We start from the raw sequence: 12,803 nt of genomic DNA, 5'->3' as shown, positions 1-12,803 counted from the left end.
GTTCCCTTCGGGAGGGGCGGGTCAGCGGTCCGGCCCGCGCCGGGAGGTCGAGCCGCCCGCGGGCAGGAACCTGCCCGGCGAGCGGCGGTGGGCGTTCAGGGCGGCCCGGGCCGCGTTGGCGCCGCACGCCCCGTGCACGCCGCCGCCCGGGTGGGCGGCGGCGGAGGCCAGGTAGAGCCGGGCGACCGGCGTGCGCGGCCCCGCCGTGCCGGGGGAGGGGCGCAGGAACAGCTGCTGGTGCGGGGCCGCGGTGCCGCCGTTCAGGGCGCCGCCGACCAGGTTGTCGTCCAGCCCGCGCAGCACCGGCGGGGTGAGTATCCGGCGGGCGGCGACCAGCGCGCGGAAGCCGGGCGCGAACCGCTCCACCTGCCGCTCGATCCGGTCGGCCATCGCCTCGCCCTCCCGCTCGTCCCACCGGCCGGTGATGCCGTCCGGCCCGAGGTCGGCCCGGACGCGCTGCGGGACGTGCGTGTAGGCCCAGGCCGCCTCGGTGCCGGCGGGGGAGCGGCTCGGGTCGGCCACCGTCATCTGGCCGAACAGGGCGAACGGCCGGGCCGGCAGCCGCCCGGTGAGCACCTGGTGGGCGTAGTCGCCGAGCTCGTCCAGGTCGGCGCCCAGGTGCACGGTGCCGGCCCCGGCGGCGGCGGGCGCCGACCAGGGGACGGGCCCGCGCAGCGCCCAGTCGACCTTGACGGTGCCGAAGTCCCAGTGGAAGCGGTCCATGTCCCGGCGCAGCCCCCCGGGCAGGTGCTCCCAGCCGACCAGGCCGCCGTACAGCGCGGTCGCGGCGGTGTCCGCCAGCACCGCCCGCCGGGCCCGGTGGCGGCAGCCGTCCGCGGTGCGCACCCCGAGCGCCGTCCCGCCCCGGACCAGCACCTCCCGCACCGGCTGCCCGCAGTGCACCTCCCCGCCCCGGGACTCCAACCGGCGCACCAGCGCGCCGGTCAGCGCGGACGCCCCGCCGACCGGCACCGGCCAGCCGTACCGGCGCCCCAGCATCGCCATCAGCCACCCGAACGCGCCGCTGCCCGCCGCCTCCGGCAGCAGGTCCGCGTGCAGCGCGCAGCCGGCCAGCAGCAGCCCCGGCGCGTCGCCCTCGAACTCCTCCTCGGCCAGCCGCCGCACCGGCAGCGCCAGGAAGCGCGCCAGGTCGACCAGCCCGGCGAGGCGCAGCCGGGCCGCGATCGCCGCCCCCGCCCGCACCGGCGGGAACGGGGTGAGCAGGGCGTTCACCAGGTGCGGCTCCAAGGCGTCCCAGCGATCCGCCAGGCGCTGCCAGGCCCGGGCGTCGGGCGCGCCGAACATCCGCTCCAGCCGCTGCGCGTCCGGCGCCCCGTCCCGGTCGCGGTACAGGCTCGCGCAGCGGCCGTCCGGGAGCGGGTGGGCCAGCACCGCCGGGGCGTGGCTCCAGCGCAGCCCGAACCCGTCCAGCCCCAGCCCGCGGATCGCCGGCGAGGCGACGGCCAGCGGGTGGAAGGAGCTGAACAGGTCGGAGACGAACCGCGGGTCCACGCCCCGGTCGCTGCGCACCGCGCCGCCCGGGGCGGGCTGCGCCTCCAGCACGAGGACGTGCCAGCCCGCGTCGGCGAGCAGGTTGGCCGCCACCAGGCCGTTGGGGCCTGATCCGATCACGATCGCGTCCGCCATCCGGGCCTCCTCGGGCGTCGTCCGCCCGCGCTTGCCCAGCCGCCCCGATCCGCACACCTGCGGCCGGGGCGTCCGCCCCGGCTACCGCACCTCGATGCCGACCAGGCAGGTGTCGTCGTCGGTGTCGGCCCCGCTGAAGCGCAGCAGGTGGTCCAGGTGGGCGTCGAGGGCGGTGGCGCCCTCGTAGCGGGCGGCCTCGGAGAGGGACACCAGATTGGCCAGCGAGGCGTGCAGGCCCTGGTCGCGGCGCTCGATCAGGCCGTCGGTGTACATCACGATCCGGTCGCCCGGGTGCAGCGCGATCTCGTCCTCCTGGTAGTCGGCCTGGCCGATCACGCCCAGCAGGATGCCGTCCACCTGCGGCAGGCACTCGGCGCTCCCGCCGCGCAGCAGGACGGGCGGGAGGTGGCCGGCTCGGGCCCAGCGCAGCCGGCGGTGCTCCGGGTCGTACAGGCCGCAGACCGCGGTGGCGGTGACGTTGTCGGTCAGGTGGTGCGTCACGCTGTTGAGCCAGGACAGCAGCTGGGCCGGGCCGGCCCCGGTGGCGGCGAGGCCGCGCAGCGCGTTGCGCAGCGCGACCATCCCGGTGGCGGCCTCGATGCCGTGCCCGGCGACGTCGCCGACGCACACCAGGACCTGCCCGGACGGCAGCGGCAGCGCGTCGTACCAGTCCCCGCCGACCAGGTGGTCCTTCTCGGCGGGGCGGTAGCGCACCGCGACGTCCAGGTTGTTCAGCGTCCGCGGACCGGCGCTGGGCGGCATGATCGCGTGCTGCAACTGCCGGACCAGCCGGTGCCGTTCGGCGACCTGCTGCTCGGTCTGCACCAGCTGGTCGCGGGTGGCCGCCAGGGCGACCTCGGTCCAGTGCTGCGCGGAGATGTCCTGGTAGGCGCCGCGGACGGCGCTGAGCCGCTCGGAGACGTCGTGGACCGGCTCGGCCACCACCCGGATGTGCCGGGTCACGCCGTCCGCGCGCTGGAGGCGGAAGGCCGTGGACGCCGGGCGGCGGTGGTGCAGCAGGGTGCGCAGGAAGCGGTCGACGGCCTCGCGGTCGTCCGGGTGGGCGTGCTCGGCCAGCCGGTCCAGCGGGATCGGCTGCGCGGTGCCGGGCAGGCCGTACAGCTCGAACAGGGTGTCGTTCCAGACCACCTGGCGGGAGTCCAGGTCCTCCTCGAAGCCGCCGATCCGGCCCAGCCGCTGCGCGTGGTGCAGCAGGCGCGCGATCTTCGGGGTGTTGTCGGTCAGCCGCCACAGCACCGTCACGTGGCTGCCGTGCCGGCTGACCGAGACGTACGCGTCCGCGGTCAGCAGCACCCCGTCCACCAGGGCGGCCAGCCGCATCCGCGGGTCCCGGAACGGCGCCCCGGTGGCGTGGACGTCCTCCACGGCGCCCAGCAGGCCGCCCTCCTGCGCGGCCAGCGGGTACGCCTCCAGCAGCGGCGCGCCGACCAGGGCGGCGGTCGGGCGGCCCGCGAAGTCCACGAACGCCGGGTTGGCGTGCCGGATCACGAAGCGCGGCGGGAAGGCGTCGTCGGCCGGCTCCAGCACCATGCACGGGTCGAGCAGCCCGTCGACCAGCCGGGCCAGCTCGTCCAGCCGCCCGGTCGCCGGGGCCTCGTCCGGGGCCTCCGCCCAGGTCTCCAGGGTGGCCGCGCACAGCCCGGCCAGCGCCTCGAACTGCCGCTGCAACGACTGCGACCGCTCCGGCAGCTCCTCGCGCCAGCACACCTCCAGGACGCCGATCAGCCGGCCGCCGACCCCGGCCGGGACGGCGATCCGCCCGCCGCCCGTCTCGTGCTGGCCGATCGACGGGACGGCCGCGTCGGCCAGCGTGCGGTACGCCACCGTCGCGCGCTCGTCCAGGGCCCGGCGGGCCGCGGTGACCACCCCCGGCGGCACGTGCCGCCACCGCCGGGCCTCCGCGTCGGTGAAGCCCGCGCTGCCCGCCAGCGCCAGCGACAGGTCGGGGCGGGCTGCCCAGATCGCCACCGCGACCGCGCCCAGCGGGCGCAGCTCATGCTCCAGCATCGCGCGGGCCGCCGCCGCCGCGTCGGTGCCGCTCAGCGCGTCCGCCTCGGTGTTGCGCAGCCGGACGCCCACGCCCTGGTCCGCCGGGCCCGCGGCGCGCGCCACGAAGTCCTGGGCGGCCTCGGAGATCTTGTCCGCGGCGGCCTGGTTGACCAGCCCGGCGGCGAGCTCCAGCGGGGTGGAGCCGGCCTGCTCCGCCAGCAGGTGCAGCTGCTTGGCGGCCTCGGTCGGCCCGCAGCGCAGCCGCTCCACCAGGATGCCGACCGCCATCTCCACCACCGAGCGGCCCGCGGCGTGCGCCTGCGCCTCGTCGAGCTGCCGGCGCAGCTGGTCCACCGCCCCGGCCAGCCGCCCCAGCGGGCCGCCGACCACCGCGCCGTCCGGCCCGATCCGGCCGGCCGGCCCGATCGCGCCCCCGGGCCCGTCGGCGGCGGGCCGCTGGGCGCCGATCAGCCCGGACGGGACCGGGGAGGCCGACGGGATCGACAGCTCCTGGCCGGTGTGCGGCTCCCGGGACTGGTGCACGGTGGGGACTCCTGCGGTGGGCGGGGACGGACGGCGGCGGGGCGGCGGGCGGCTACCGGGTGAGCTGGGCCTCGATGCGGCTGATCAGCTCGCCCGCGTCGACCGGCTTGGTGACGTAGTCGCTGGCACCGGACCCGAGGCTCTTCTCGCGGTCGCCGACCATCGCCTTGGCGGTCACGGCGATGATCGGCAGCGCCGCGTGCTGCGGCATGGCGCGGATCGCCGCAGTGGCCGTGTACCCGTCCATCTCGGGCATCATGACGTCCATCAGGATCACGTCGACGCCGGGGTTGGCGGCCAGCGTCTCCAGCGCCGCCCGGCCGTTCTCGGCCTGGAGCACCCGCATGCCGTGCAGTTCGAGGATGCCCGTGATGGCGTACAGGTTGCGGTCGTCGTCGTCGACGACCAGCACCAGGCGGCCGTTCAGGGCGGAACTCCCGGCCTCCCAGGGGTCGTTCTGCGGGAGCCCGCGGACCAGCGGGACGTCCTCGGGGTGGTCGGCGCTCATGTGCAGGGCGATCCGCTCGCGCAGCTCGTCGAGGCTGGAGATCACCTCCAGCGGGCGGGACCCGGCCCGGGAGAGCGCGTCGGCGTCGCCGGGCGTCCCGTGGTTGCTGTGGACCAGCACCGGCACGCCCTGCAGCGCGGGGTCGCGGTCCATGTCGCGCAGCAGCGCGGGGGCGGCGCCGTCCGGCAGGTCGAGGGCCAGCACCACGCAGTGCGAGGGCGCGGACGCCAGGACGGCCGCGGCCTCCGCCGCGCCGACCGCGGTCACCACCTCGATCCGGCGGCGGGCCTCCCCGGGCCCGGCCAGGCCGGCCGGCTCGGCGGTGGCGTTCTCGGCGACCAGGGACAGCAGCCCGCCCTGGCGGTCCTCGACCACCAGCAGGCGGCGCGGCTGGAGCGGGGCGGCGCCCTCCTCGGAGCCCTGCTGCGGGGCGTCACCGGGGACGTCCCGCTCGCCGGACGCCCCGGACCGCGGGTCGGCCTCCAGCGCCAGGAACTCCGGACGGGCCACCGGCAGGAACAGGGTGAAGGTGCTGCCGCTGCCCAGCACGCTCTCGGCGCTGATCGCACCGCCCAGCAGGTAGGCGATCTCCCGGCTGATCGACAGGCCCAGGCCGGTGCCGCCGTACTTGCGGCTGGTGGTGCCGTCCGCCTGCTGGAAGGCGCCGAAGACGCTCTCCAGGTGCTGCGGCGCGATGCCGATGCCGCTGTCGGAGACCTGGAAGGCCAGCACCGGCCCGCCGCGCCGCACCCCGTCGGGGACCTGCTCCTCCGGGGCGAGCCCGATCCGCAGCTCGACCCGGCCCCGCTCGGTGAACTTCACCGCGTTGGAGAGCAGGTTCCGCAGCACCTGGCGCAGCCGGTAGTCGTCGGTGACCAGCTCCTCGGGCACGTCCGGGGCGGTGCGGACGGTGAAGGTCAGGCCCTTCTGGCCGGTCAGCGGCTTGAAGGTGGCCTCGGCGTACTCCAGCAGGCTGAGCAGCGACACCGCCTCGGGGTTGAGGTCCATCTTCCCCGCCTCGACCTTCGACAGGTCGAGGATGTCGTTGATCAGCTGGAGCAGGTCGGAGCCGGCCGAGTGGATGATGCCCGCGTACTCGACCTGCTTGGCCGTCAGGTTCCGGGTGGGGTTCTGGGCCAGCAGCTGGGCCAGGATCAGCAGGCTGTTCAGCGGGGTGCGCAGCTCGTGGCTCATGTTGGCCAGGAACTCCGACTTGTACGTGGAGGCCAGCGAGAGCTGGTGCGCGCGCTCCTCCAGCTCCTGCCGGGCCTGCTCGATCTCCAGGTTCTTGGTCTCGATGTCCCGGTTCTGGGCGGCCAGCAGGGCGGCCTTGTCCTCCAGCTCGGCGTTGGACGCCTGCAGCTCCTCCTGCCGGGACTGCAGCTCCTGCGAGCGGACCTGGAGCTCGGCGGTCAGCCGCTGCGACTCGCCGAGCAGCTCGTCGGTGCGGGCGTTGGCGACGATCGTGTTGACGTTGACGCCGATGGTCTCCATCAGCTGGTCCAGGAAGGCCCGGTGGACGGCGGTGTACGGCCGGATCGAGGCCAGCTCGATGACGCCGAGCACCTGGTCCTCGACCACGATCGGGACGACCAGCAGCGACAGCTCCTCGGTGCGGCCGAGGCCGGAGGAGGCCGCCAGGTAGCCGGAGGGGAGGGTCTCGACGGCGATGGTGCGCCGACTGCGGGCGGCCTGGCCGACGAACGACTCGCCGAGCCGGAAGCTGGTCGGCCGCTCGCCGTCCGGGTAGGCGTACGAGCCGAACAGCCGCAGCAGCGTCCCGCCGTCGGTCTCCTCGGCCAGGTAGAACGCGCCGACCTGGGCGCCCACCAGCGGGGTGAGCTCGTCCATCACCGCCTCGGCGACCACCGCCAGGTCCCGCTGGCCCTGGAGCAGGCCGGAGAAGCGGGCCAGGTTGGTCTTCAGCCAGTCCTGCTCCTCGTTGGCGCGGGTGGTCTCGCGCAGCGAGCCGACCATCGCGTTGACGTTGTCCTTGAGGTCGGCGACCTCGCCGGAGGCGTCCACGGTGACCGAGCGGGTCAGGTCGCCCGCCGCGACGGCGCTGGTCACCTCGGCGATCGCGCGGACCTGCCGGGTCAGGTTCCCGGCGAGCTCGTTGACGTTCTCGGTGAGGCGCTTCCAGGTGCCGGAGACGCCCTCCACCTCGGCCTGGCCGCCGAGTCGGCCCTCGCTGCCGACCTCGCGGGCGACGCGGGTGACCTCGGCGGCGAACGAGCCGAGCTGGTCGACCATGGTGTTGATGGTGGTCTTGAGCTCCAGGATCTCGCCGCGCGCGTCGACGTCGATCTTGCGGGTCAGGTCGCCGTTGGCGACCGCGGTGGTGACCTGGGCGATGTTGCGGACCTGCGAGGTCAGGTTGTGCGCCATGAAGTTGACGTTGTCGGTGAGGTCCTTCCAGGTGCCCGCGACGTTCGGCACCCGGGCCTGGCCGCCGAGGATGCCCTCGGTGCCGACCTCGCGGGCCACCCGGGTCACCTCGTCGGCGAACGCCGAGAGGGTGTCCACCATGGTGTTGATCACCCCGGCCAGCGCGGCGACCTCGCCCTCCGCCTCGACGGTGATCTTCTGGCTGAGGTCGCCGCGGGCGACCGCGGTGGCGACCTGGGCGATCGAGCGGACCTGGCCGGTCAGGTTGGACGCCATCACGTTGACGTTGTCGGTGAGGTCCTTCCAGGTGCCCGACACGCCCCGGACGGTGGCCTGGCCGCCCAGGTTGCCGGCCGTGCCGACCTCGCGGGCGACGCGGGTGACCTCGTCGGCGAACGCCGAGAGCTGGTCGACCATCGTGTTGATGGTCTCCTTCAGCTCCAGGATCTCGCCCCGGGCGTCCACCCGGATCTTCTGGGTCAGGTCGCCCTTGGCGACGGCCGTGGTGACCTGGGCGATCGCCCGGACCTGGGCGGTCAGGTTGTCGGCCATCACGTTCACCGACTCGGTGAGGTCGCGCCAGGTGCCCGACACGTCCCGGACGTCGGCCTGGCCGCCGAGCCGGCCCTCGGTGCCGACCTCGCGGGCCACGCGGGTGACCTCGCCCGCGAACGAGCTGAGCTGGTCGACCATCGTGTTGATGGTGTCCTTCAGCTCCAGGATCTCGCCGCGCGCGGCCACGGTGATCTTCTGCGACAGGTCGCCCTCGGCCACCGCGGTCGCCACCTGGGCGATCGCCCGGACCTGGCCGGTCAGGTTGCCCGCCATCGAGTTCACGCTGTCGGTCAGGTCGCGCCACGTCCCCGAGACGCCCTTCACGTCGGCCTGGCCGCCGAGGATGCCCTCGGTGCCGACCTCGCGGGCCACGCGGGTGACCTCGCCCGCGAACGAGCTGAGCTGGTCGACCATCGTGTTGACGGTGTTCTTCAGCTCCAGGATCTCGCCCCGGGCGTCCACGGTGATCTTCTGCGACAGGTCGCCCTTGGCGACGGCGGTGGCCACCTGGGCGATGTCGCGCACCTGGGTGGTGAGGTTGCCCGCCATCGCGTTGACGCTGTCGGTCAGGTCCTCCCAGGTGCCGGACACGCCGGGGACGACCGCCTGGCCGCCCAGCTGCCCCTCGGTGCCCACCTCGCGGGCCACCCGGGTCACCTCGGAGGTGAACCGCGACAGCTGGGCCACCATGCCGTTGAACACGGTGGCGATCTCGCCCAGCAGCCCGTCCGCGTCCCCGGCCAGCTTGGTGCTGAAGTCGCCGTCGCGCACCGCGGTCAGACCGGCCAGCAGCAGGCGGAGTTCGGCCTCGCCGATCTTCGATCGGTCGGCCACCGGCTCCTGCCGCGAGTCCCGGGACGTCGTCGAGCCAGCCATCGAAAGCTCAGCCTCCTAGAGTGCCCCGCCGTTCGGAGGGGCAACCGATCAAGCGCACGGGCCACCCGGGTGAACAGTGCGGACGCATCTCGCCCGGGGCCCCGGGCGAGGCTACCCCAGCCGCGCGAACGGCGGGAAACCCCCAGTTCGGAGCAGGTCGCGGACGGAGCTTCCGCGCCCTCGGCCGGGGAGCGCGCCCTCGACCGGGGAGCGCGCCCTTGGCCGGGGAGCGTGGCCTCAGCCGGGGAGCGCGGCCTCGACCGGCGAGCGCGGCCTCAGCCGGGGAGCGCGGCCTCGACCGCCACCGGCTCGCCGCCGTCGGCGGGCGCCACGGCGACGCGCAGCAGGTCCGCGGTGGCCGCCGCGGACAGCCGCAGGGTGCCGCCCGGGGCCCCGGCGAGGGCCCCGGCGAACGCCTCCCCGCCGGCCGCCGCCGCCGACCGGGCCGCGGCCTCCGGGACGCCGCACTCCGCGAGCCAGGCCGACAGCGCCTCCCGGGCGGCCGGCAACCCCTCCGGGCGGGCGGGCAGCGGCAGCTCCAGGCGGCCCGGGTGCCGGTAGAGCAGCACGGCCACGTCGTCCTCGTAGCCGTCGGCCGGGCGCAGCAGCCCCGTCACGTGGTCGGCGAGCCCGGTGACCGGCAGGTGCGCGCCCGCCACCACCGCGTCGGCCGCCGCCGCGATGCCCTCGGACAGGCCGGCCCGCCGCCGCTCGACCAGCCCGTCCGTGTAGAGCAGCAGCGTGGAGCGGCCCGGCAGGACCACCCGGGCCTCGGGCCGCGGCCGGCCGGTGCGGACCGCCAGCGGCAGCGAGCGGCCCCCTTCGAGCAGCACGGTGCCGCCGTCGCCCCGGACCAGCACGCCCGGCGGGTGCCCGGCGCTGGAGTAGCGCAGCTCGCCGGTGGCCGGGTCGAGGACGCCGCAGAAGACGGTGGTGCAGACCGCGCCCGGAACGGTCGCGGCGAACGCGTCCAGCGCGGCCAGCGTCCGGGCCGGGCTCTGGTCCTGCAGCAGCAGGGCCCGGCAGGCGCTGCGCAGCTGGCCCATCACGCTGGCCGCGCTCAGGCCGCGCCCGACGCAGTCGCCGACGATGATGCCGGTCCGGCCGTCCGGCAGCGGCACGGTGTCGTACCAGTCGCCGCCGACCTCCAGCGGCGGGGTGGCCGGCTCGTAGCGGACCGCGAAGTCCGCCGGCAGCCGGTCCGGGCCCAGCAGGGCGCGCTGGAGGGCGAGGGCGGTCTCGCGCTGCTGGTCGATCCGCCGGAGCCGGGCCAGCCCCTGCGCGAGCCGACCGCCCAGCAGGGCGAGCAGCAGCTCGTCCTCCCCGGTGAAGGGCCGGTGCTCGCCCAGCTCGACCGCCAGCACCAGCGGCCCGCCGGGGTGCTCCATCCGGACGCCGGTGCCGGCCGGGCCCGCCGCCGGGGTGAGGACGGGCGAGACGGCCAGCTCCGCCAGGTGGCGCCGGGCCTCCTCCGACAGTTCGGAGCCGTCGCCGGCGGTGGTCAGCCGGGGCGCGGCGCCCGCGTGCTCGAAGCGGGCCGCCACCACCCGGCGGGCCCGCCACAGCCCGCGCAGCTCCTCCAGGGCGCGGGCCAGCGCCTCCTCGGCGTCGCCGGCCCGGGCCAGGCAGTCGGCCAGCGCGGCCAGCGCGCTCTCCCGCTGGACGGCGTAGTACTCGGCCGTCACGTCGCGGAAGGTGCCGACGGTGACGGTGCGCCCGGTCACCGGGTCCGGGACGCGGTTGAAGGTGGAGTGCGTCCAGATCCGGTGGCCGTCCCGGTGGACGGCGGGGACGGTGGCGCTGCTGCGGTCGCCCGTCATCGCCCCGGCCAGGGCGTCGGCGGACTGCTGCCGGGCGTCCGGGTCGCCGACCCCGTCCGCCCACCACGGGTGCGGCGGACGGTAGGGCAGCCCCTCGGGGCCGTACCCGAGCACGTCGGCGAAGGCCGCGTTGACCTGGACGATCGCGCCGTCCTCGTCGCAGACGAAGAAGGCGTCCTGGAGCGAGTCGACCAGCCCCTCGCTCCACCGGGTGTGCTGCTCGCGCAGCCGGGCCAGCCGCAGCGCCGCGCGCACCCGGGCCAGCAGGTCGGCCGCGGCGAAGGGCTTGACCAGGTAGTCGTCCGCCCCCGACTCGAAGCCGTCGAGGGCGTCGTCCCGGCCGGCCCGCGCCGACAGCAGCAGCACCGGCAGGACGGCCGTGCGCGGGTCGGCGCGCAGCGCCGCGACGAGTTGCAGGCCGTCCGTGCCGGGCATCATCACGTCGCTGATCACCAGGTCGGGGGCGGCCGAGCGGACGGCGGCCAGCGCCCGGTCGCCGTCGCCCACCGCGGTGACCCGGTGGCCCGCGCCGCCCAGGACCCGGGTCAGGTAGTCGCGCATGTCGGCGTTGTCGTCGACGACCAGGACGTGCGCGCCGCCCTCGGCGGGCTGCACCGCCGCCCCGGCGTCCGGCGCGTCGGCCGGCTCCCAGCGGGCGGCCTCCTGGAAGAACGGCTCGGCGGCGGCCGCCCCGGCACCGGCCTCCGGCGCGCGGTCGGCCGGCGCCGCCGGGAGGACGGCCGCCGGGGCCAGCGGCAGGCTGACGGTGAAGGTGCTGCCGCGGTCCGGCTCGGAGTCCGCGGTGATCGTCCCGCCGTGCAGGTCGACCAGCTCCTTGACCAGCGCCAGGCCGATGCCGCTGCCCTCGTGCGAACGCGCCCGGCCGCCCTCGACCCGGTGGAAGCGGTCGAACAGGTGCGGCAGCTCGGCGGCGGGGACGCCCACCCCGGTGTCCGCCACGCTCACCAGGGCCCGCCCGTCCCGCTCGCGCACCCGCACCCGGATCGTGCCCTCGAAGGTGAACTTCAGGGCGTTGCCGAGCAGGTTGAAGACCACCTTCTCCCACAGGCCCGGGTCCACCAGGACCGGGGCGCCGAGCGGCGCGCAGTCGACCTCCAGGACCAGCCCGGCGCGCTGCACCGCCGAGCGGAACACCGAGGCCAGCCCGGCCGTCACCCGCGCCAGGTCGACCGGCTCCGGGCGGGCCCGCATCCGGCCCGCCTCGATCCGGGAGAAGTCCAGCAGCGTGTTGACCAGCCGCTCCAGCCGCAGCGCGTTGCGCCGGACGGTCTCCACGTCCTCGCGGACGTCCGGATCGGCGGCCAGGCCCCCGGCCTCCGGCCCGGCGTCCGCCAGCCGCTGCCGCAGGGCCTCGGCCGGGCCCGCGATCAGCGTCAGCGGGGTGCGGAACTCGTGGCTGATGTTGGAGAAGAACGCGGTCTTCGCCCGGTCCAGCTCGGCCAGCTGCTCGGCCCGCCGCTGCTGCGCCTCGTGGCTGCGGGCACTGGAGACGCCCGCCGCCAGCCGGTCCGCCACCAGGTCGACGAAGCCCAGGTGGGCGTCGTCCGGCGGGCGGTAGCGGTTGAGGCCGACCACCAGGAAGCCGCTCGGCCCGCCGCCGCCCTCACCGCCCAGCGGCACCACCCGGGCCTCCCGGGGCGGCTCCTGCCACGCCCCGCACGGCAGGTCGGCGAACGGGCCGTCCGCCAGCGGCACCGTCGACGCCCCGCCCCGGCGGGCGGCGTCGACCGGCCACGGACCCGACCCGTCCGGGCCGGTCAGGGCGGGCGCGGCCGGGTGCCCGGCGGGCATCCCGGAGGAGGCGGCCAGCCGGGCGCCGCCCCCCTCCTCGAACAGGTACGCCAGGGTGAAGGGCAGGTCGTACGGGTTGCGGGCGAGCTGCCCGGCGGCGAAGGCGAGGAACTCCTCCTCGGTGCGCACCGTCCCCGGGGTGGAGCCCAGGTCGCGCAGCGTCGCCATCCGGCGCTCCGCGACCACGCGCTGGGTGTCCTCGCTGACCACGCACAGCACGCCGACCACCTCGTCGGCCTCGTCGCGCAGCGGGCTGTAGGAGAAGGTGTGGTAGCTCTCCTCGGTGTACCCGGAGCGCCGCAGCCACAGCAGCAGCGCCTCGTCCCAGGTCGCCTCGCCCTCGGCCAGCACGTGCTCGATGCGCGGACGGGCGTCGTCCCAGACCTCCGCCCACACCTCGCGGAACGGGCGGCCCAGCGCCCACGGGTACTTGCCGCCCAGCGTGTCCCGGCGGTACGCGCCGTTGCACAGGAAGGTCAGCTCCGGACCCCAGGCCAGCCACATCGAGAACCGCGAGGACAGCATCAGGTCCACCGCCGAGCGCAGGCTCTGCGGCCACCGCGCCGGATCGCCCAGCGGCGTCGCCGCCCAGTCGACCCGCGCCAGGTCGGCGCCCACCACCGGATCGGCGCCGAACACGCCCC

General features: G+C 76.1%; 4 protein-coding genes. All 4 read right to left on the bottom strand.

Annotated features, from left to right (window positions below; genetic code table 11):
* Positions 1-21: 21 nt before the first annotated feature.
* Positions 22-1,647, bottom strand: coding sequence for an NAD(P)/FAD-dependent oxidoreductase (locus HUT16_RS01830; RefSeq protein WP_176184780.1), 1,626 nt, complete (start codon positions 1,645-1,647; stop codon positions 22-24).
* 81 nt (positions 1,648-1,728) lie between these two features.
* On the bottom strand, positions 1,729-4,083 hold the full coding sequence (locus HUT16_RS01825; protein WP_254898219.1) for a SpoIIE family protein phosphatase: 2,355 nt from the start codon (positions 4,081-4,083) through the stop codon (positions 1,729-1,731).
* 169 nt (positions 4,084-4,252) lie between these two features.
* Entirely contained in the window at positions 4,253-8,527 is a 4,275-nt protein-coding gene (locus HUT16_RS01820) for a HAMP domain-containing protein (RefSeq protein WP_176184778.1), read from the bottom strand.
* Positions 8,528-8,802: 275 nt separating this feature from the next.
* Positions 8,803-12,663, bottom strand: coding sequence for a SpoIIE family protein phosphatase (locus tag HUT16_RS01815; protein WP_254898218.1), 3,861 nt, complete (start codon positions 12,661-12,663; stop codon positions 8,803-8,805).
* Positions 12,664-12,803 lie beyond the last annotated feature (140 nt).

It is taken from the genome of Kitasatospora sp. NA04385, assembly GCF_013364235.1.
Classification (GTDB): Bacteria; Actinomycetota; Actinomycetes; order Streptomycetales; family Streptomycetaceae; genus Kitasatospora.
This window is presented reverse-complemented; position numbering and strand designations above follow the sequence as displayed.

Excerpts from the sequence above, each read along its gene's own strand:
- HUT16_RS01815 (WP_254898218.1), bottom strand. The coding sequence starts at position 12,663 with ATGTGGCTGGCCTGGGGTCCGGAGCTGACCTTCCTGTGCAACGGCGCG.
- HUT16_RS01830 (WP_176184780.1), bottom strand. The coding sequence starts at position 1,647 with ATGGCGGACGCGATCGTGATCGGATCAGGCCCCAACGGCCTGGTGGCG.
- HUT16_RS01820 (WP_176184778.1), bottom strand. The coding sequence starts at position 8,527 with ATGGCTGGCTCGACGACGTCCCGGGACTCGCGGCAGGAGCCGGTGGCC.